The organism is Pseudidiomarina sp., from assembly GCF_033722695.1.
Lineage (GTDB): Bacteria > Pseudomonadota > Gammaproteobacteria > Enterobacterales > Alteromonadaceae > Pseudidiomarina.
In genome coordinates this window covers 1-20,742 of the sequence record NZ_JAWVYM010000017.1, presented here as the reverse complement: position 1 = coordinate 20,742, position 20,742 = coordinate 1, and the positions used below count along the sequence as shown (strand labels likewise).

Here is a 20,742-nt window from a genome sequence, read left to right as displayed (position 1 = left end):
ATTACAATTTTTCAGCGGACGTATTGATCTAATAATATTTGCATAATAAAAGAGCAGCCGTCATACTTGGAGCAGCGTTTAATGAATAAGGCAGACAGGGTGGAAAATTACAGCCAGCGTGGCTTTACGCTGATTGAATTGATTATTGTAATAGTCATTCTTGGATTGCTTGCCGCATCGGGCTTACCGCGGTTTACCAGCGTTACGGCAGAAGCTGAAGATGCTGCACTCGAAGGGGTGGCAGGCGGCTTCGCCAGCGCCGTAGGGCTAGTGCGCGGTGAATGGGAGCTGCGCGGACGGCCGCAGGGCAATACTGACGGCGCCGGCGCCATTGTGGTTATGGACGGTGTAACCGTCAACGTTGACGGCAGCACCGGTTATCCGGTCAGCGGTAATAATAATACGAACGCTCATGATCAGAATATGACTGCCGAAGATTGCCGCACCCTGATGCAGGCGATTTTGCAGGGGTCACCTACGGCCACCACCAATTTCACATTGCTTGGCGAGAACCGCTACTACGTTTCACGCGAAAATAATGGAACCAATGATATTTGCGTGTACTATCTGGCAAATACGATAAAGAGCTTAGCATCAGCGCCGTCAGGAACAGATTACCTCAGTGTCGGGAACGTATTTGTATATAATCCGCGTACCGGCGGGGTAAGTATTTTTAGTAATAATTAATAAAAATAATTATAATTAAATAAAATTAATGGGGATCGTCCCGCTTTACTTTAAAAAGGAAGTGCGCAATGAAAATACAAAAGGGTTTCACATTAATCGAACTGATCATCGTGATCGTGGTGCTCGGTATCCTGGCTGTTACCGCTGCGCCCCAGTTTATTAACTTTTCCTCTGACGCGCAGGATGCGGTAGTTGAAGGCCTTGAAGGATCTATTAAAGGTGCAAATCAGTTGGTTTACGCTAAAGCAAATATCGCTGGTGTTACCGACCAAACTTATGATGCAACCGATGGTTACCCGACTGCAGGAACCTACCAGACTGAATATGGTTACCCGGCGGGCTCAGCTGGCGGCATCGTGGCAGCATTAAATATCACTGTCTCTGAGTGGGATATTAAATATTCGTCTGATACGCCTGCGGCTGGCATTTCTGTAAGGTTTTCGCCGGCCGGCATTAACCGCGATGATGATAATAGTGGTACTGTTACATACGCCGAGATCACAGAGTGCTATGTAGAATACACACCGCCAGGCGCTGAGGGTAGCGCCCCAACGGTTTCCACTACAGCCTGTTAATCTGTATGGCCTAAAAGTGAAAAAACAGCCCGTTAAGGGCTGTTTTTTTATGTGCGAGAGGCTCATTCAGCCCGTCTCTGAGGAGCATCAGAAGTGCGGAGCTATACGCAAATAGAACGGAACACCTGTCAGCATTTTAATTAATTTTATTTTTCTCGTTCATTGCTAATGAATTCTCTGACAACAGTCTTTTTTATTTGCCGCTTTTATTTGCCGCTTTTATTTGCCGCACTAATGGCGACACAGTATAGTCAGATAAGAGAGGGCGACGACATAGAAGGTTCTGATGGCCGCATATAAATCACCAAAAACGAAGGGTTTCACGATTATTGAACTGATCGTGGTAGTGGTGATTATCGGTATTCTGGCAATTTCGGCTGCGCCGGTATTTTTTGGTCGCGAGGGCGTGGACGAAGTCATGTTCCAGGCGCGCCTGCAAAGTATACTTCGTCTGCAACAGCAACGGGCTATGCAGGACACCATAAACTGCTACGCGGTGCGCGTAGAAAGCAATCGCTTTGCTGCGGTTGACGACTGTAATGCCATTAGTATTAACGACCCTTTAACTGACCCTGGTAGCGGTATTGCCGCAGACGAAGCGGAGGATGCCAATGTAGCCATATCCAGCAGCGCCGCGTCCGTTCCTTATAATATTCCTTTTAATCCGCTGGGTTGCCCGGTCGCCGCCCCCGCGAAGTGCGAATCAGGCGTAAATCATCAGATCACCCTTACCGGCCAGTCCTCGCTGCAAGTGTGCGTGACCAGTCAGGGGTACGTAACCACCGGGAGCTGCCCATGAATGGCATCCGCGGTTTTACCATAATCGAAATTGTCATCGGTATCGTGGTGCTGGCTATTGCTCTGGTGGGCCTGTCAGCGACATTGTTCCCCCAGGCCTCGCGCTCGGTTGATCCGGTATACCAGGTGCGCGCCACCGAGCTGGGGCAGTCTTTGCTGATCGAGATGATATCGCTGAGCTTTGACCAGGCAAATAATCAGGCGGGCGGTAACAACCGCTGTAGCGCTTCGCCACCGCGGGTCTGCACAGACCCGGCCAACTTAGGACCAGATAGCGGTGAGAGCAGGGAAGATTATAACGACGTTGATGATTTCAATGGCTTCAGTACCAGCGGTGATCTGCTGACTGGCGCCACCATCAGTGAACTCTACAAAAATTTCATCGTCAGCGTTGCTGTTTGTTACGCATCGTCGATTAATGGTAGCTGCGTAAACAGCATTACTGATTATAAAAAAGTGACTACTGTGGTGACCACGCCGAACGAGCTCGAGATTACCTTCAGCGCCTACCGGGGGAATCTGTAATGGCCCGGCAGCATGGCTTTACCTTAGTGGAACTCATCATTGTCGTGGTCTTACTGGGTGTGATCGGTATTTCTACTTTTAACTTCCTTGGCTTCGGTACGCGCATCTATACCGACGCTGTGGCCCGTGATATTCAGGTCAGCAACGGCCGCTTTATTCTGCAACGCATGACCCGGGAAATCGCCGGTGCCTTGCCGGCCAGCGTCAGAGTAAGCGGCGACTACCGCTGCATCGAGTATGTGCCTATCATTGCCGGCAGCTTGTATACACGCCTGCCACGGTCGAATTACACCGGGCCCCTGCGCGGCATTACTCCGGCAGATTACAGTTTCGCAGCGAATCAGCGGGTGGCTGTATATACCATTACTGAAAGCCAGGTCTACGGCTCGACCCAGCGGGTAAAACGGCTGGATAGCGTTAATTTTGACACGCCGGAGCCGGGTTACAGCGAGTTTAACCTGAACCCTGCAGACGGCGATCGCTATCAGCGGGAGAGCCCGGCCCGCCGCTACTATGTGTTGGGGCTGCCGGTTAGCTGGTGTTTGACCGCAGGGCAGCAACTGGTGCGCTTTAGTAACTATGGCTGGCTCACCAATCAACCTGACCTGAACAGCTTGCCTGGCTCAGGAGTCGAGCACCGCATGGCGACTAATATTGCTAACGATGTCAACATTGCAGCGCAGCGACCTTTCGCTATCGCCGATTCGGATGTAAGACGAACCACGGTCGAGTTAGTGATGCTGCTTGGTAGCGACAGAACCGATGAAATTTTAACGATGCATCATGGGGTGACCATTGTTAATTTGCCCTGATAACAAGCAAACCAGCCCGGCACGGCAGCGCGGCAGCGCGCTGGTGGTGGCGATATTTATTATCGTGGTGATGAGTTTGCTGGCCTCGGCCTTATTTGGTTTATTCAGCAGTTCAAGCAGCGCTACGGTAGCGAACGTCGGCGGAACGCGGGCTAATTTCGCGGCGCAAAGCGCGGTGCAGGAGGCGTTGTTAAAGCTGTTTCCGGTGGCTGGCGGGGCGGCGGATTGCTCTACAACAACCGTTACTTTTACCGAGCCAGGGGTGGATAATTGCAATGCGACCGTAACCTGCACCAGTTTTACTCTGGATGAGCTCGATGCCACTCACTATCGGCTGCAAGCCAGTGGCAGTTGCGATATCGGCACTGAAACCTATTCCCGGCAGTTATTGACGGAGGCCACCGATGCGAATGATTAAATGGCTAGTTTGCATCTTGCTGCTCGTGCTAAATCAGAGTGCGCAGGCAAAGACTTCGACGCTGCCCAACGATGTCGGCGTTAACAATGATCCCTTCCAAAGCTGTGCGCTGAACGGTACCCAGACGATTAATAATGTGGTCTATCAGGTTATCGACTGCCCGGCGAACATTACGCTCTATAGCGGTAATAATAACCTAATCGCGGTCAGCAGCCCGGTTATCCTAAATATTACCGGAGACCTGGATCTGGCCGGCACCGACATTAATGTGGGTGGTACTGCAGCCGACATATACATCAATGTTGGGGGTAATTTGATTACCGGCAATAGTGGCAATACAGTTATTGCAAACCTGCAGATAGCGGGGTCAATTCTGGCCGGGAATAATACTGCGTTATCTGGAAATCTAAATATTACTGGCGATGTCACGCTGGGAAATAATAGTGCCATCGAAGGCAACGTTACGGTGCAGGGCGATTTTACCACGGGTGAAAACGTGACGGTGATCGGTAACATTGACGCCGAGGATATATATCTTGGGCAGAATAACACGGTGGAAGGAAATATCAGTGGCGACGATATTACTATTTCAGGTAACAACACTACGGTGACGGGCGACGTTACCGGTACCGGAACCTTTGTTAATGAGGGCACCATTGATGGTGATGTGCAGGTTAACTGTGATGACAGCCAGGGTGAAACCACCACCAACGACGGCACCATAACCGGTAACGTAAACTCCGGTTGTCTGGTTGATAATAATGGTACCGTCGACGGTTATATTAATGCGCCTGAAGGCAGCGATTATGGCGATGCCGGTCAGAGCTGTGATTTTGGTGTAAACGAAGAAGACCCCTGTCTTGACACCGGTACGGTGGAGTTCTTCCAGATCGTTCATGACGGCTCAGGGGTTACCTGCCAGGCTGAGCCAATCACCTTGAGAGCCTGCGCCGACTCAACCTGCTCTTCGCTGGCGACCATTACAGGCTCCTTCACCCTTACCGCCACTTCGGCATCCAATGCATACTCCACCAGTGGCAGCTTTGATGGCAGCGGCGCCATTACGGCGAGTCTGCCCGTGCCGGTGGCAGACACTTATAGCCTGAGCCTGACCACTGCCGATGCTGCGGCAAATCCAGCCCAGTGCGACCTCAACGGGGTGAACGACTGTGCGATTAACTTTGCCGATAGTGGTTTTCTGCTAAGCGCGCCCGCTGAGGCACAGGCTGGTGTGGATTTCACCCTGACGGTGCAGGCGGTCCGAACCGATACCAATACCGGTGCTTGCGAAGCCGCGCTAAACGGAACCCAGGCACTCGATCTGGCAATGACCTGCACCGATCCCGCTGTCTGTCTGCAGAATGCCAGCACCGGCGGGGTGACGATAACGGAAGCCCCGAGTTTTGCGTCAGTCAGCACGGATTTCGGTACTAATGGCACCGCAAGTCTGCTGGTCAATTATCCTGATGCCGGAGCCATCAGCTTTAGCGCACAAAAAACAGTCGGTACCGGTGCCACCCTGAACGGTAACCTGACCAATCCGGTAGTGGTGCGGCCTTTTGCCTTCCTCATTACCACCAATCCAACATCCACCGCACCGTCCTTTAGTGCTGATTACGGGCAGGCACCGCTATTTCGTCAGGCCGGTGAGGCGTTTGGGGTAACCATCACTGCCGTGAACCAACAGGGTAACGTGACCGGTAATTATGGTAACGAAAGCACCCAGCAGCGCCCCGAACTGGCAACAACACCCACTTATGTGGCGCCGACCGGAAGCGGCGGCAGCCTTGTTTTGGCCAGCCCCCTGACTTTCGCTGGCAGCGGCACCGGCTCTTACTCGTCGGGCAACGTCTACTATACCGATGTCGGAGTCATCGCGTTGCAGGCCAATCACTTCGGCAACGCCTATTTAGGTACCAGCGATGTCACTGGTAGCAGCGACAGTATCGGGCGCTTTTATCCCGCTTATTTTGCCGCAGCTGAGCCGGTTGCGCCGTTATTCGCTAATGCGCAGGACGATTTCACTTATCTCGGTCAGCCGCTGGTTTTTTCCGCGAACTTTCCCCAACTGAACTTTGTTCCCAAGAGCGTACAGGGCGCAACAGTGGTTAATTACCGCGACGCATTTTTTAATTATGTGCCGGACTGGGCCAGCCGGAGTTATACACACCTCACCAGTTGTGACGGCCAGGGGCCATTCACGCTCAGCTTTAGCGGTACCAGCAGCGCCCAACTGAATACCGGCAATGATACAGATACCGCCGCAGACTTCACGGTTTCATTGCCTACTGAAGATGGATTAAGGTATACCCAGGATCCAACTGTCGCCACGCCGCCTTTTGCTGCCTGCGCCGAGCTGGCAGTGCCGGCGGCTGCGCTTACCGATAGCGATGGGGTCTGCGTAAAAAGCGGAGCGGCGGGATCCTGCCTGGACTACCGGTTCACGCCTATCGAAGGTACGGAACTCTTAGATGGCCGGTTGTCGCTACTGCCCGCTTACGGGGCGGTGAATGATGTGCTTGACCTGGAGTTCGCAATTGAATATTTCAACGGCACTATCTTTATCACCAATAGTCGGGATAACAGCACGCAATATAGTGATAACTGGATTACCCCGGAAAGTACCCGATTTACCGACTTTGTATCTGCCGAAGGGCTTACCGCTGCCAGCTTGGCTGCGCAAGCTTTGCTACCAACACCGGTGCTCAGCGGCCAGCGTCAGGTCACGCTACCGTTGCTGGTGGAGCAGTCGGTAAGCCCTGGGCTCAGCGGTAGCTTTAACTGGATTCTGAATCTCAATGACATTGGCCTGCCGTGGCTTCAATATCAGTGGGAGGATGAGTGCAGTCCTGCCACTAACCCGCAGTTTAATCCCTGCGCGCCGCTGGTTTTCGGTTTATTCCGGGGTAATGATCGAATAATTTACCAGCGCGAAACAGGTTGGTAAGATGCGTACTCATCAAATAGTAAATACATGGTAAGATAACGGCGAAGCGCCTTGCTGTGACAGGTGCGCATTGCTAAAGTGTGAAGATCTTCATACGCGTTCAGCGCGAGACTAATTTTTTTAGGGATTGGCCAGTCCATGTTTAAAAAACTCCGGGGTATTTTCTCAAACGATCTGTCTATCGATTTGGGAACAGCGAATACGCTGATATATGTAAAAGACGAAGGCATTGTGCTCAATGAGCCATCGGTAGTAGCCATTCGCCAGGAACGCTCTGGCGGACCCAAAAGTGTGGCGGCTGTAGGCCATGCCGCGAAGCAAATGCTTGGGCGTACACCGGGTAATATCAAGGCTATCCGGCCAATGAAAGATGGCGTTATCGCTGACTTTTATGTGACTGAGAAAATGCTTCAGCATTTTATTAAACAAGTGCATGACAGCCATTACTTCCGTCCGAGTCCGCGGGTATTAGTCTGTGTGCCTTGCGGCTCAACTCAGGTTGAACGGCGCGCCATTCGTGAATCCGCTCTTGGAGCCGGCGCCCGCGAAGTGTATCTGATAGACGAGCCTATGGCAGCGGCTATCGGTGCTGGCCTGCCGGTATCAGAAGCGACTGGTTCCATGGTTGTGGATATCGGTGGCGGCACCACGGAAGTGGCCATTATCTCGTTGAACGGCGTGGTTTATTCGTCGTCAGTGCGGATCGGTGGGGATAAGTTTGATGAAGCCATCGTAAATTATATTCGCCGTAATTTCGGCTCGCTGATTGGTGAAGCAACCGCTGAGCGGATTAAGCATGAAATTGGGTCGGCATTTCCGGGCGATGAAGTTCGGGAAATCGAAGTACGCGGGCGTAACCTTGCCGAAGGCGTGCCACGCTCTTTCACCCTGAACAGCAATGAAATTCTCGAAGCGTTGCAGGAACCTCTGATGGGTATCGTTAGCGCGGTCATGGTCGCACTGGAGCAGTCACCACCGGAGTTAGCGTCAGATATCTCTGAGCGCGGCATGGTGCTGACTGGTGGCGGCGCGTTGTTGCGCGATATTGACCGGCTGCTGATGGAAGAGACCGGTATTCCAGTGATTATTGCTGATGATCCGCTCACCTGCGTCGCTCGCGGCGGCGGTAAAGCACTGGAGATGATTGACGTTCACGGCGGTGACCTCTTTAGCTATGAGTAAGCGACCCGATGCAGTCGCTATTTGAACGTGGACCCTCGATACGCACCAGGCTAGTCCTGTCCCTCGCTATTGCGGGCTCGTTGTTATTTCTGGACTACCGGCTCAACACCATGCAGCCGGTGCGCTCTTTTATGACCTCATTGGTCGCACCGATTCAATATATTGCTGTATTACCGGAAGCGTTGCTCGATCGGCTGGTTTATCTGTCAACCACCCGCACCGCGCTCAGGGAGGAGAATTACCGGTTACAGCAGGAGCTGCTGGAACTGGAAATGGCGATGCAGCGCCTGAACTTTCTCGAAAACGAGAACGATCGACTGCGCCAGTTGTTGGGTTCAGACGTGCGCCAGGCAAGCCGCCGCATGGTCGCCGAAGTTGTCGCCGTGGCCACCGATCCGTTCTCCCATCAGTTGGTTATCAATAAAGGTTCAGGCAACGGTGTCTACTATGGCCAGCCGGTACTGGATAACCGTGGCATCGTGGGTCAGATCATCAGCGTTGGCCGCAATACCGCGCGGGTACTCCTGATTTCTGACCAAAGCCACGCCATCCTGCTGCGCGCTGAGCGCAACGATATTCGGGTGCTGGCAAAAGGCACGGGCGACCTCGAACTTCTCGAACTGCTTTACATTCCGCATAGCACGGAATTGATAGAAGGCGATATTCTTCTGTCATCGGGGCTAGGCGGAATCTACCCGGAAGGCTATCCGGTTGCAATGGTTGACTCAGTCAGCCGTAATGAAGACCGGCCTTATGCTCGCGTTCTGGTGCGTCCTTTTGCTGAACTCGATCGCGTTCGTACCCTGCTGCTATTGTGGCCGGCTAATGCGACTGAAGAACCTGTATTCGATGACGAGGTGCCAGATGTGGATTAAAGCGGGGCTGTTCCATCTGTTGCTGAGTTACGTGCTGGCCATGGTGTTGATGGTCATGCCATTGCCAGCTCTGCTCGAGCCCTGGCGACCTGACTGGCTGAGTCTGGTCATCATTTACTGGCTGTTGGCAATACCCCATCGGGTTGGTTTTGGTACCGTCCTTATCCTTGGCTTGTTGGCCGACATACTGATGGGATCGGTGTTTGGTATCTACGCTATCGCGCTGTTGCTGATCGCTTATCCCACCGTCCGTCATTACCAACGCATACGCAATTACTCACTAACCCAACAGGCGATAATTGTCGGCATTCTGGTGCTGGTAAAGCGGGCCGTGGTTTATGAACTCGAACACGTACTGAACGATGCGGTGTTTCATTTGCCATACTTATATCCGGTAATTTCCTCAGCCATTATCTGGCCGTGGATTTACCTGATTATGCGCAAATACCGGCGCCGCTACCTGATACGTTAGGTTAACTGATATGACAGCATTAGTGCTTGCGTCGGGCTCGCCCCGGCGATATGAATTATTACAGTTGCTGGACCGGCCCTTTACTGTGGTGCGGCCGGATATTCCGGAGCAGCGTTCAGCCAGAGAAACCCCCATTGCCTATGTGCAGCGACTGGCGGCTCAGAAAGCAGAGGCCGGCAGCAGGCTTTGTGAGCAGGGCGCCATGGTACTGGGTGCCGATACCATTGTGGTTTGTGATCAGCAGGTACTCGAGAAGCCCCGTGGCCAGACCGATTTTGCTAATATGATGGAATTACTTTCGGGCCGCTCGCATCAGGCAATCACCGCCGTTGCGCTGCACTACCGGCAGCGCACCAGCGTGACTACGGCGATGGCCACAGTTACGTTCAAGCCCCTGAGCCCGGAAGAAATCCGCGCTTACTGGGCCAGCGGTGAGCCCGCTGATAAAGCCGGTGGCTATGGCATTCAGGGGCGGGCGGCAAAGTTCGTGACTAAAGTTGAGGGCAGTTATCTGGCGGTGGTCGGCTTGCCTTTATATGAAACCGAGCAGCTGATTGTGCAGGCAGAAGGGGAGCCCGATGAGCGCTGAAATACTGATGAATGTGACGCCCACCGAAACCCGGGTCGCGCTAATCGAAAACGGTATCCTGCAGGAAATTCATATTGAGCGGCAGGCCAAACGCGGCCTGGTTGGCAATATATACGTGGGTAAGGTTTCGCGGGTATTACCGGGTATGCAGGCGGCCTTTGTTGATATCGGCCTGGACAAAGCGGCGTTTCTGCATGCCTCGGATATTGTCACCCATATCGAACAGGTTGAAGAGATTACCGCCCGCTCGGCACCGGCGCCGGACATCGCCAGATTGGTGCGTCCCGGCCAGCAGATCCTGGTGCAAGTGGTGAAAGACCCGTTGGGCACTAAAGGTGCGCGACTGACCACGGATATCACCATCCCTTCGCGTTATATGGTGTTGATGCCGCAATCGCCCCATGTTGGTATATCTCAGCGGATTGAAGACGAAGCCGAACGGGATCGCCTGAAACGTGCCGCCGAACCCTACTGTGATGCCGATGGTGGTTTTATTGTGCGGACCGCAGCCGAGGGCGCCAGCGATGATGAATTGCAGCGCGACGCGGCTTTTTTACGCCGGTTGTGGGATACCATCCAGAAGCGCCGTAAAGGGATGCGGAAAATCGGTCTGGTTTATGAAGACCTGAACTTGTCCTGCCGGATCCTCCGTGATTTTGTCGGCGATCAGATTGAACGCATTCGTGTTGACTCCAAATTGACCTATGATTTATTAAGTGAGTTCGTGGCTGAATTTATTCCGGAGTTATCAAAGGCACTGGAGTACTACGTTGGCGAGCGCCCTATTTTTGATCTTTTTGACGTTGAAAATGAAGTCCAGCGCGCACTTGATCGAAAGGTTGATTTAAAGTCAGGTGGTTCGATTATTATCGATCAGACCGAGGCAATGACCACCATCGATATCAATACTGGAGGTTTTGTCGGCCATCGTAACCTCGAGGAAACCATCTTCAATACTAATATTGAAGCGACTCAGGCGATTGCCCGACAACTGCGGTTGCGGAATCTGGGCGGTATTATCATTATCGACTTTATTGATATGCAAAGCGCTGATCACCGGCGGCGCGTGTTACATAGCCTGGAGCAGGCACTGGCTAAGGATCGCGCAAAGAACTCGATCAATGGCTTCACGACGCTGGGGCTGGTCGAGATGACGCGCAAGCGCACCCGCGAGAGCCTGGAGCATGTGCTGTGCTCCGAGTGCGGGGTTTGTAGTGGTCGCGGCAGCATGAAGACTGTGGAAACGGTTTGCTATGAGGTAATGCGCGAAATCGTCCGCGTCAACCGCGCTTATGCGGCTGACCACTTCGTCGTCTACGCCTCAGCGGCGGTCGCAGAGACCTTGTTAAATGAGGAGTCACATGCGCTAGCCGAGCTGGAGGTTTTTATAGGTAAGCAGGTCAGAGTTCTGACCGAACCCTTGTACCATCAGGAACAATTTGATGTGGTGATGATGTAATATGTGGCGACGTTCGCTGAAAGTAGCTTATCGGAGCATACTTTACACTGTGGCCACCCTGTTGGTGCTGTTCGCGGTGTTTTTGACGTTTTTGCGGTACCTGCTACCTTCCCTGCCTGACGTAACTGCGCAGGTAGAACAATTTGCGTTGAGCCAGTATCAGCTCGACACCCGTATCAGCGAGCTCAGCGCTGACTGGAGTACTGCCGGGCCACAACTGATATTGCATAACCTTAAAGTACAACCTTTGGGTGGGCAGCCCACGCTGGTCACTATAACCGAAGCGAGGGTACATTTTGACTTCTGGCAAAGTGTGCAGAGCTGGTCGCTGCAATTTGAGCGGGTCACACTTGAAGGCGCGCGAATTGAGTACGATCTCCGTCAGGCCGTAACAGTGGCGAACACCGATGTCCCCGCTGCGCTTTCGCGGCTTTTCCTAAACCAACTTGATTATGTAATTATCGAAGACAGCGCTGTCGAGCTGATTAACCTGCTGGGGGTAAAACGTCGGATCGATATCGAGCGGTTGAGCTGGATGAACCGCGGTGCGCGGCATCAGGGTATTGGCAAGTTTCGCATCGCTGATTTCAACACTAACGCCCTGGATATCATCATTGATATTAACGGTCAGAATCCGGATGCCCTTGACGGTCAGATTTATATTAGTGCAGAGAACCTGAATGTTGCACCCTGGCTACAGCAGCAAGTGATCGATTCAGAAGTCGGACAGGCCCAGCTAAACTTTACCCTGTGGCTGAACTTCGCAGACAGTATATTTAATGATGGCGCACTGAAACTCGGTGAGAACACCCTGCACTGGCAAGTCGCTGAGCAAAAACATCAGATCAAAATCCCTGAAGGCGTCTTAAAGCTGCGACCTCGGGCAGGCGGCTGGTTAGTAAATAATGCTCCGCTCACCGTTATTCAGAATGGCAGTAGCTGGGAACTCCCGAGCTTTAGCTGGCGCCAGCACGCCAGTGGGTTTAACTTCAGCATCGATGATGTGCCGCTGCGGCCCTTACTGAATCTGCTTACGGTAACAGGCAGCACAGGAGCCGTTTTACATAATGAATTAGCGGGCCGTCAGGCTGCGGGTCAGGTCTCGTTGCGGATGCAGCAGAATCTTGATGACGAACTGCGTTGGCAACTGAATGGCGAGCAGTTACGGTGGCAGCACACGCCTTCAGTTCCCGGTCTTGATGCGGTCAGTTTGGCGGTATATGGCGAGGGCCTCGACGCCAGCTGGGAGCTCCAGGGGAACGATATCGCTCTGCGCAGCGACCAACTCGATACGGAACAACCCTGGTTGGTAGATAAATTGCAGCTTCAGGGCGACTGGCAATGGCTTGCGGGTAACTGGCAGCTGACTGTGGCTGAGGATAGCCGCCTCGGTCTGGAGGGGTTGCCGTTGGGTCTGGCCGCGCGGCTAACAAGTGAAAATGGACACCTGGGTTTGCGCACCCGGGTGATCGGCCTGAACGAGCAGCCGATACCGGCCGCGGTATTGCGGCGTTACCTGCCTGCTGCACTTGGGGCCGATTTACAGGATTACCTGCTTACGGCGCTGCTCGAAGGTGAGGCTGAATCACTGGCGATGGTATGGCGGGGCAGCCTTGCCGAATTTCCTTACCAGAATTATCAGGGGCAGTTCGCGGCGCAGGCAAATATCGACGGTTTGCGGTTTAAATTCCATCCTGACTGGCAACCACTCTACGATGCTTCAGCCCGGGTCAACTTCAGTAATCAGCGGATGCATATCCAGGCCCGTGACGGCAAGCTGGGCGACGCCTCGCTACCGCTGATTAATACCATAACCCCGGATTTGTCAGTGGCTGATGCGTGGCTCGCAATCGACAGTCAGATTGTCAGCAACTCAGCGGCCCTGCAACCCATATTTGCTGCCAGTCCGCTGGCCGGCTCACTCGGCGAGACCCTGACTGAGCTGCAGTTAAGTGGCTCCATGCGAGGCCAGCTGGAGCTGACGATTCCGCTGCAGGAAGGCGCTGATGTGCTTGCTGCGGGGCACGCTCAACTGGACGATAATCAGCTGGATATCGCGATGTTATCGCAGCAGTTTTCCGCAGTAACCGGCCGTATCAACTTTCGCAATGAGCATATTGAAAGTAATGATCTGACCTTGCGCTGGCAAGAGCTCCCGGTGTCGGCCACATTGACGAGCGATGCCGCCGGCGAGGACTACAAGGTCAGTGTAGGAATGTCAGGAAACTGGAACCTTGATGAGGCGGCGTCGCTGTCTGACACCGCTATGGTCGGCGGGGCCTTTGACTGGGATGCCGAGCTCGAACTGGTATTGGCAGCTGACGATGGCTATTCCTTCCACTGGCGACAGGCGTCGGATCTTAACGGTTTGACGCTGAATCTACCTGCGCCACTGAATAAAGCGGCGGGCGAGAGCTGGCCCTGGCAGCTGCAGGTTTCCGGTAGTGAGGACAGTATTCTGATTAACGGAGGCATGGCGGACAGAGCTATGCTGGAGCTGCAACTTAATGGCAACGCTAGCGAGCTGCAACAAGGCTTTATGCGGTTGGGTGAGGAACAGGCCGCGATACCGAATCCTAATGTCACCCGGGTTAACGCAAAGTTTCCGGTGGAAATTCATGTCGATCGGTTTGACCTGCAGCAATGGCTGGATGCCGGACAAAGCCTGATAAATGCGTTTATTGGTCCGGCTGACAGCGACGAACTAAGCTCCGTTTTTTCAGTAATTCGGCCGGATCTCATCCAGCTGACGGCGGACGAGTTCAGCTTGCTCGGTCATCAGCTGACGGATTTTTCGGGGGTGGCTTGGCCGGAAGATGATACCTGGCGCATGCGCGTTCAGGCGGAACAGACTTCATTGGTAGCATCCCTGGGTTACGGTGATGCCGAAGCTGCAGAAACGCTTCAGTTGACGGTCGACGCTGAATATATTGAATTAGCAAAACCACTGGCCGTTGACGATGCACTGGTCGAGCAACCGAACCTGAGCCAGGTGCCGACCCTCACCCTGCGGTGCAAGCGCTGCAGTTACGCGGGCTTTGACCTGGGCGCGCTTGAACTTGATTTAGCGCCGGTCAACCAGGGGATTGAGGTCAGTAGCCTGCGCATCCAGCAGGGACAGCATCTATTGGACGCCAGCGGCACCTGGCAGATCGGCGATACCGCAGAACAGCAGCGCACCAGCTTTACCGGGAATTTCTCGAGCGCAGACCTGGGCGCTTTTCTCCGCGATTATGATATCAGCACCATGGTGCAGGACAGCCCGGCCGACTTTAAATTCGAATTAAACTGGCAGGGCGCGCCCTTCCAGTACAATCATGAAAGCCTCAACGGCACGGTAACCTGGTCCCTTGGTCAGGGCTATCTGAATGAGGTCAGCGATGGGGCGGCACGGATATTTTCCTTGTTGAGTTTAGAGAGTATTCTGCGCAAACTGCGTTTTGATTTTCGCGATGTATTCGCCAACGGGCTATTTTTCACCCAGTTCGGCGGTGAGTTTAACATCAAGAACGGCCGCGTACGCACCAACAATACCGTGCTGAACGGCTCGGCGGGTGATATGGAAATCAGTGGCGTCACCAACCTGGTTAGCGAGGAAATTAACTATCAGCTTTACTATATTCCTAAAGTTACCTCGAGCCTGCCAGTTATCCTGGCCTGGATGGTGAATCCGCCTTCGGGCCTGGCAGCCCTGCTGCTTGATCGTATGCTTCATGACGCGCAGGTGATTAGTCGGCTGGAATACCGTATTTCGGGAACCCTTGATGAACCCATTATCGAGGAAGTGAGCCGATCCAGCCGGGAGGTTCCTATCCCGGCCCCAGAACAGGAGATTCCTGATGAGCCACAACCAACAGAAGAGCAGCCACCAGCGAGTACAGATGACGGCCGTGCAGCTGACGAGCAGTCCGGATCCGCAAGAGAATCTGGCGACTCTGCGGCAGCTATTCGCTGATTTACCAGAAGCGCGACCACAACTGGTGGTGCTGCCCGAGGCCTGTCTGTGCTTTGGCGCCGGTGATAAGCACCAGCGCCAACTGGCAGAAGTGCCTGGCGAGGGGCCGATGCAAGACGGTCTGGCTGCGCTGGCGCGGGACTTTGGCATCTGGCTGGTGGCTGGCACCATTCCGCTTGTCGCCCGGCCCGATAGCGACAAATTCAGCGCCGCATCACTGGTGTTTAATCCCATTGGTGAATGTGTCGCTCGCTACGACAAAGTCTCTATGTTTGATGTTGAAGTAGCGGACAATACCCGTACTTACCGGGAATCGGCATCGACCTTGCCGGGCACCGAGGTGGTCACAGTCGAAACTGAATTTGGCACACTGGGGTTGGCCGTATGTTATGATGTGCGCTTTCCGGAACTGTTTCGTGCGCTGCGTTTACAGGGGGCCGATATCCTGGTATTGCCTTCAGCATTTACGCAAGTGACCGGTGCCGCCCACTGGCAGGTACTGACCCGCGCCAGGGCTATTGAAGAGCAGTGCATACTGGTAGCGGGTACTCAGGTAGGCGAGCACGCCAATGGCCGGTGCACTTACGGTCATGGTCTGGTCATTGATGGCTGGGGCGCCATTCAAGCTTGTGTCGAGACCGCATCACCAGGCCTGGCAACGGCCTCAGTAGATATCTCAGAGCTTCAAAAAATTCGCCGCGACATACCGGTGGTAAATCATTTCTCCAGCAGTAAAAAGGTTTTTCATGAGCAGTAAGTTACAGTCGGACCAAACGTTAAACCCACAGGTTGCCGAGAACCTGTTGCATAAACATAAGCTCGATATAGATGCCCTGCAGCAGTCGTTGCAGAGCCTTTACAGCGGGGCCATCGATTTTGCCGATATTTACCTGCAAAGTAGCGTGAATGAGTCCTGGGTACTGGAAGACGGCATCGTTAAAGAGGGCAGCTTTCACATTGAAAGTGGGCTTGGCGTGCGCGCTATTCACGGAGAAAAAACCGGATTTGCCTATGCTGATGCGGTAACGCCGGCAGCTTTGCGCCAGGCGGCGGCTGCCGCCCGGGGTATCGCTGCTGATGGAGCTCAGGCGACAATGAAAGCCTTAGCGGTACGCCGCCAGGCGGAACGCTATCAGCCGCTCAATCCGCTACCGAGCCTTGATGAGGCTGCCAAAATTGATCTATTGCGTGAAATGGATGCCTTTGCCCGCAGTCTCGATTCCCGGGTAGTCGAAGTGATTGCCAGTATCAGTGGTAGCTATGATGAAATTCTGGTCGCTGCGACTGATGGTACACTGGCCAGTGATATCCGGCCGCTGGTGCGGATTAACTGTACTGTGCTGGTGGAACAGAATGGTCGCCGTGAGCGGGGCAGCTCGGGCGGCGGCGCCCGGGTCGGCTACAGTTATTTCAGTGATGCGATCAGTGAACTGCCACGCTGGCAGACCTATGCCAAAGAGGCCGTACGGCAGGCGTTGGTTAACCTTGAAGCGCGGGAAGCACCAGCGGGTACCATGCCGGTAATCCTGGGTTCGGGCTGGCCCGGCGTATTGTTGCATGAAGCAGTCGGTCATGGGCTGGAAGGCGACTTTAATCGAAAGGGCGCATCCGCGTATGCCGGCAAAATCGGCGAGATGGTCGCATCCGAGCACTGCACCATCGTCGATGACGGCACCTTGTCTAATTTACGGGGCTCGCTGAGTGTCGACGATGAAGGCACCCCGGCAGGCTATAATGTGTTGATCGATAAAGGCCGGTTGGTCGGTTATATGCAGGATAAATTGAACGCGCGGCTGATGGGTGTTGCGCCCACCGGTAATGGCCGGCGCGAGTCCTATGCGCACTTACCGATGCCGCGAATGACCAATACGTATATGCTGGCTGGCGAGCATGACCCAGCCGATATTATTAGCAGTGTTAAGAAAGGCATTTACGCGCCACACTTCTCTGGTGGACAGGTCGATATTACCTCGGGTAAGTTCGTGTTCTCAGCGTCTGAGGCTTACCTAATCGAAGATGGCCGTATTACCGCGCCCGTAAAAGGTGCCACCCTGATAGGTAATGGCCCGGACGCCATGGCCCAGGTCTCTATGGTCGGTAACGATCTGGAGCTGGATTCAGGAATTGGTGTTTGCGGTAAAGATGGTCAGAGTCTGCCTGTGGGCGTCGGCCAGCCGACCCTGAAACTGGACGCGCTGACCGTCGGTGGCACCGCCTAAGCGGTCGCCACCTGGCGCAGGTATTTAAAGAGTTCACGGGCAGCGGCAGGGGGCTTATTCTGTTGCTGCTGTTTTAAAGCCTGGCGGTAAAGTTGCCGGAGCTTCTGACGATCTGCGCTCGGATAAGCATCAATAAATTCCTGAATAGCCACATCGCCTTCAGCGAGAATATGGTCGCGATGTTTCTCCAGTTGATGAAATAACGCATTTTGCTCATGATGGCTGTGCTCGATTTCTGACAGCGCCTGCTCGATTTCGCTGGTATCCCGATCACGCATCATCTTGCCGATTAATTGCAGTTGCCGGCGGAATCCTTCGCGAGTATTGCGAATACGCTGTGCCAGCCGGATAGCGTCGAGTAGCGTCTCGTCCAGCGGAATCTTCGCTAACTTGCCGTCAGGCAGGTTTACCAGTTGTTCGCCCAGCGCCTGTTGCGCCTCAGCATCACGTTTGAGCTGCGATTTACTAATCGGCTGGTCTTCGTCTTCAAAATCCTTCATGCAGGCTGTTTCCTTAAAATGTTCTGCTATTAGTTTAGCAGCGAAGGCGGTTAATCAACACTGCTATTCATGCTAAACTTCGGCCTCAGTTTTCGAATACGGAGCCTATGGTGACCCCTGATATAAAAGAATTGAAGCGCGAGATGAAAGACGTTGAACAAGCGGTAGCTGAGGCACTGGACTATGCCGGTAAACTGGGCAGTTCAGCGGTTGAGTGCGCGATTAGTCGCAGCCGTGGCATCAATGTCGGTACCCGCTTAGGGGAAGTTGAAACCGTTGAGTTTAATCAGGACGGCGCGCTGGGAATTACCTTGTATCGCGGGCAGCAGAAAGGCTCGTCCTCGACCACAGATCTGACGCCGGCGGCGATTCGCGCCGCGGTAGAAAAAGCTAACGATATTGCCCGTTACACCTCTGTTGACCCCCATGCGGGACTAGCGCCGGCAGAATTGATGGCAACAGATATTCCGGATCTGGATCTATGCCATCCGGCCGATCAAAGTGCCGAATTCGCGCTTGAACAGGCACTGCAGTGTGAGCGGCACGCGTTGAAGCAGGATGAGCGTATTGTGAATTCCGATGGCGCGGGCTATAGCAGCCATGTGGGTTACCGGGTTTATGGCAACAGCCACGGATTTCTGGCGGGCTATCTGCAGTCTCGGCACAGCCTGAGCTGCGCGCTGATCGCCCGCAGTGGTGAGGCCATGCAGCGCGACTACAGCTATACAGTAGGGCGCCACCGGGACCAATTATGGAGCCCTGAGCAGGTTGCCGAAGACGCGGCGCAATCAACGCTTGCCCGGCTTGATTCACGCAAGATTGCCACAGCTAAAGTACCGGTTATTTTCCGCGCTGATGTCGCCAATTCGTTATTCGGCCACCTGGTCAGTGCCATCAGCGGCGGTAATCTGTACCGTAAATCAAGCTTTCTGCTTGATCACCTGGGTAAACAGGTACTGCCTGACTGGCTGACTATCACTGAACAGCCACATTTGCGCGGCGGTCTGGCCAGCAGCCCCTTTGATCAGGAAGGCGTTGCCACTAAGGCCCGCGATATTATCAGCGATGGCGTGCTGCAAACCTACCTGTTGACCAGCTACGCGGCCCGTAAAATGGATATGCAACCGACTGGCCATGCCGGCGGCATCCATAACTGGGAAGTGACCCGACAGGATAAAAGCCTGCAGCAGTTATGCCGGGAAATGGGTACCGGCCTGCTGGTAACTGAGCTGATGGGGCAGGGCGTAAACATGGTCAATGGCGATTATTCCCGCGGTGCCGCTGGATTCTGGGTGGAGCAGGGCGAAATTCAGTATCCGGTAGAAGAGATCACCATTGCCGGCAACCTGAAAGAAATGCTGAGTAACATCGTTGCTATCGGTAACGATGTGGATCTGCGCCATGGCGTGCGAACGGGCTCAGTATTGGTCGACAGCCTGCGGATTGCCGGAACCTGATTAGCAGCAATCAGGTTACAGCAATAACAGGGTCGCGGTGCCTAAGAACGCGAAAATACCGACCACATCAGTAACTGTCGTAAGAATGACCCCGCCCGCCAGGGCCGGGTCTATATTGTAGCGTTTCAGGATCAGTGGGATCGTGACCCCAGCAAGGCCTGCGGCCAGCAAGTTGGCCATCATCGCGAAGGCGATAATAAAACCAATCAGCAAATCCTGCTTCCACAGGGCTACCACGGCGGCAATGAGTACTGCCCAGATCACACCATTTAAAGCGCCGATAGCCAGTTCTTTACCGATCAGCCAACGCTGGTTACTGGCACCGATGTGGCCCAGCGCCATCCCCCGGATAACCAGCGTCAGCGTCTGCGAACCGGCGATACCGCCCATGCTTGGTACTATGGTATTGAGAATGGCCAGCACCGCCATCTGCGCCAAAATGGGTTCGAACAGGGAGCTGACCATGGCCGCCAGCAACGCCGTTACCAGGTTGACCGCAAGCCAGATGGTTCGCCGCCGGGTACTTTTTAAGACCGGTGCAAAGGTATCCTCATCGTCGTCAAGACCGGCCATACTCAACATCGAGTGCTGGGCTTCTTCGCGAATGATATCAACCACGTCATCGATGGTGATCCGGCCCATCAGGCGGTTTTCGCTGTCGACTACCGGGGCCGAGATCCAGTCCTGGCGCTCGAACAGCTTAGCCACCTCGGTCTCATCCATATCGATCGGAATACCCTGCACGTCGGAGTCCATAACCTCACTGACCAGTCGCGCAGGATCGACAGTTAACAGCCGGGAAATACCGATTTCACCGATGAATTTGTCGTCCCGGTTTACCACATAAAGTTTATCGGTAGCCTCCGGGAGTTCTCCTTTCAGGCGCAGGTACCGCAGTACGACATCGATAGTCACATCAGGTCGCAACGTGATGGTATCGGTATTCATGATACTACCCGCGGTCTCATCCTCGTATGACAGAGCCTGCTCAGCACGATGACGATCCTGTTCGTCCATCGACTTAAGTACTTCCTGATAAACAGGCTCTGGCAGACCCCGTAACACGTAGGCCAGATCGTCGGTGTCCATGCCTTCGGTGGCGGCGGCCAGTTTTTCCGGCGCCATCTGGCGAATGATGGATTTTTGTACTTCTTCGGAGAGTTCTTCCAGGATGTCGCCGTGCTCTTCGGCGTCAACCAGTTGCCACATAATGGCACGTGCCTTTGGTGGAGAGGACTCCAGCAGCAGCGCGACATCCCAGGCAGGTAAATT

18 protein-coding genes are annotated in these 20,742 nt (G+C 54.0%); 16 read left to right on the top strand and 2 right to left on the bottom strand.

All coding sequences use genetic code 11. From position 1 onward, the window contains the following. Window positions 1-81: 81 nt before the first annotated feature. From R3196_RS07580 to tldD, 15 genes are all read left to right on the top strand, one after another. Window positions 82-687: a prepilin-type N-terminal cleavage/methylation domain-containing protein gene (locus tag R3196_RS07580; protein ID WP_318936168.1), complete on the top strand. Its 606-nt coding sequence runs from the start codon at window positions 82-84 to the stop codon at window positions 685-687. A gap of 68 nt (window positions 688-755) precedes the next feature. Next, entirely contained in the window at window positions 756-1,262 is a 507-nt protein-coding gene (locus R3196_RS07575) for a type II secretion system protein (protein WP_318936167.1), read from the top strand. 286 nt (window positions 1,263-1,548) lie between these two features. After that, window positions 1,549-2,061 (top strand): prepilin-type N-terminal cleavage/methylation domain-containing protein, encoded by a 513-nt coding sequence (locus tag R3196_RS07570; RefSeq protein ID WP_318936166.1) that lies wholly within the window; start codon window positions 1,549-1,551, stop codon window positions 2,059-2,061. Beyond that, window positions 2,058-2,585: a prepilin-type N-terminal cleavage/methylation domain-containing protein gene (locus R3196_RS07565; RefSeq protein WP_318936165.1), complete on the top strand. Its 528-nt coding sequence runs from the start codon at window positions 2,058-2,060 to the stop codon at window positions 2,583-2,585. Before R3196_RS07570 ends, R3196_RS07565 begins: the two co-directional genes overlap by 4 nt. After that, window positions 2,585-3,397, top strand: a complete 813-nt coding sequence (locus R3196_RS07560) for a prepilin-type N-terminal cleavage/methylation domain-containing protein (protein WP_318936164.1) — start codon at window positions 2,585-2,587, stop codon at window positions 3,395-3,397. The genes R3196_RS07565 and R3196_RS07560 overlap by 1 nt, the downstream gene beginning before the upstream one ends. Then, entirely contained in the window at window positions 3,381-3,815 is a 435-nt protein-coding gene (locus R3196_RS07555; protein WP_318936163.1) for an MSHA biogenesis protein MshP, read from the top strand. Before R3196_RS07560 ends, R3196_RS07555 begins: the two co-directional genes overlap by 17 nt. Next, a complete protein-coding gene (locus tag R3196_RS07550) occupies window positions 3,802-6,762 on the top strand; it encodes a DUF6701 domain-containing protein (RefSeq protein WP_318936162.1) in 2,961 nt (986 codons plus the stop codon). Before R3196_RS07555 ends, R3196_RS07550 begins: the two co-directional genes overlap by 14 nt. Before the next feature lie 138 nt (window positions 6,763-6,900). Further along, on the top strand, window positions 6,901-7,944 hold the full coding sequence (locus R3196_RS07545) for a rod shape-determining protein (protein ID WP_318936161.1): 1,044 nt from the start codon (window positions 6,901-6,903) through the stop codon (window positions 7,942-7,944). Window positions 7,945-7,952: 8 nt separating this feature from the next. Next, window positions 7,953-8,819 carry a rod shape-determining protein MreC gene (gene mreC / locus R3196_RS07540; RefSeq protein WP_318936160.1) on the top strand — a complete coding sequence of 289 codons (867 nt, stop codon included), beginning with the start codon at window positions 7,953-7,955 and terminating at the stop codon, window positions 8,817-8,819. Then, window positions 8,809-9,291, top strand: coding sequence for a rod shape-determining protein MreD (gene mreD / locus R3196_RS07535; RefSeq protein WP_318936159.1), 483 nt, complete (start codon window positions 8,809-8,811; stop codon window positions 9,289-9,291). Before mreC ends, mreD begins: the two co-directional genes overlap by 11 nt. A 10-nt stretch (window positions 9,292-9,301) precedes the next feature. Further along, entirely contained in the window at window positions 9,302-9,880 is a 579-nt protein-coding gene (locus R3196_RS07530; RefSeq protein ID WP_318936158.1) for a Maf family protein, read from the top strand. Continuing rightward, window positions 9,870-11,339 (top strand): ribonuclease G, encoded by a 1,470-nt coding sequence (gene rng / locus R3196_RS07525; RefSeq protein ID WP_318936157.1) that lies wholly within the window; start codon window positions 9,870-9,872, stop codon window positions 11,337-11,339. Before R3196_RS07530 ends, rng begins: the two co-directional genes overlap by 11 nt. 1 nt (window position 11,340) lies before the next feature. Further along, entirely contained in the window at window positions 11,341-15,294 is a 3,954-nt protein-coding gene (locus tag R3196_RS07520) for a YhdP family protein (protein ID WP_318936156.1), read from the top strand. Next, window positions 15,179-16,051 (top strand): carbon-nitrogen hydrolase family protein, encoded by an 873-nt coding sequence (locus R3196_RS07515; RefSeq protein ID WP_318936155.1) that lies wholly within the window; start codon window positions 15,179-15,181, stop codon window positions 16,049-16,051. The genes R3196_RS07520 and R3196_RS07515 overlap by 116 nt, the downstream gene beginning before the upstream one ends. After that, a complete protein-coding gene (gene tldD, locus R3196_RS07510) occupies window positions 16,041-17,513 on the top strand; it encodes a metalloprotease TldD (RefSeq protein ID WP_318936154.1) in 1,473 nt (490 codons plus the stop codon). Before R3196_RS07515 ends, tldD begins: the two co-directional genes overlap by 11 nt. Here the strand turns inward: tldD and yjgA are convergent. Further along, on the bottom strand, window positions 17,510-18,013 hold the full coding sequence (gene yjgA / locus R3196_RS07505; RefSeq protein ID WP_318936153.1) for a ribosome biogenesis factor YjgA: 504 nt from the start codon (window positions 18,011-18,013) through the stop codon (window positions 17,510-17,512). The genes tldD and yjgA overlap by 4 nt on opposite strands. A 107-nt stretch (window positions 18,014-18,120) precedes the next feature. Between yjgA and pmbA the strand changes: the two genes are divergently transcribed. Then, window positions 18,121-19,470: a metalloprotease PmbA gene (pmbA, locus tag R3196_RS07500; protein WP_318936152.1), complete on the top strand. Its 1,350-nt coding sequence runs from the start codon at window positions 18,121-18,123 to the stop codon at window positions 19,468-19,470. Between the two features lie 15 nt (window positions 19,471-19,485). Here pmbA and mgtE read toward each other — a convergent pair. Then, the coding region (mgtE, locus tag R3196_RS07495) for a magnesium transporter (RefSeq protein ID WP_318936151.1) at window positions 19,486-20,742 on the bottom strand (1,257 nt) is incomplete at its 5' end.

Coding starts and splice junctions, on each gene's coding strand:
- R3196_RS07580 (WP_318936168.1), top strand. CDS start 82: ATGAATAAGGCAGACAGGGTGGAAAATTACAGCCAGCGTGGCTTTACG.
- R3196_RS07575 (WP_318936167.1), top strand. CDS start 756: ATGAAAATACAAAAGGGTTTCACATTAATCGAACTGATCATCGTGATC.
- R3196_RS07570 (WP_318936166.1), top strand. CDS start 1,549: ATGGCCGCATATAAATCACCAAAAACGAAGGGTTTCACGATTATTGAA.
- R3196_RS07565 (WP_318936165.1), top strand. CDS start 2,058: ATGAATGGCATCCGCGGTTTTACCATAATCGAAATTGTCATCGGTATC.
- R3196_RS07560 (WP_318936164.1), top strand. CDS start 2,585: ATGGCCCGGCAGCATGGCTTTACCTTAGTGGAACTCATCATTGTCGTG.
- R3196_RS07550 (WP_318936162.1), top strand. CDS start 3,802: ATGCGAATGATTAAATGGCTAGTTTGCATCTTGCTGCTCGTGCTAAAT.
- R3196_RS07545 (WP_318936161.1), top strand. CDS start 6,901: ATGTTTAAAAAACTCCGGGGTATTTTCTCAAACGATCTGTCTATCGAT.
- mreC (WP_318936160.1), top strand. CDS start 7,953: ATGCAGTCGCTATTTGAACGTGGACCCTCGATACGCACCAGGCTAGTC.
- mreD (WP_318936159.1), top strand. CDS start 8,809: ATGTGGATTAAAGCGGGGCTGTTCCATCTGTTGCTGAGTTACGTGCTG.
- R3196_RS07530 (WP_318936158.1), top strand. CDS start 9,302: ATGACAGCATTAGTGCTTGCGTCGGGCTCGCCCCGGCGATATGAATTA.
- rng (WP_318936157.1), top strand. CDS start 9,870: ATGAGCGCTGAAATACTGATGAATGTGACGCCCACCGAAACCCGGGTC.
- R3196_RS07520 (WP_318936156.1), top strand. CDS start 11,341: ATGTGGCGACGTTCGCTGAAAGTAGCTTATCGGAGCATACTTTACACT.
- R3196_RS07515 (WP_318936155.1), top strand. CDS start 15,179: ATGAGCCACAACCAACAGAAGAGCAGCCACCAGCGAGTACAGATGACG.
- tldD (WP_318936154.1), top strand. CDS start 16,041: ATGAGCAGTAAGTTACAGTCGGACCAAACGTTAAACCCACAGGTTGCC.
- yjgA (WP_318936153.1), bottom strand. CDS start 18,013: ATGAAGGATTTTGAAGACGAAGACCAGCCGATTAGTAAATCGCAGCTC.
- pmbA (WP_318936152.1), top strand. CDS start 18,121: ATGGTGACCCCTGATATAAAAGAATTGAAGCGCGAGATGAAAGACGTT.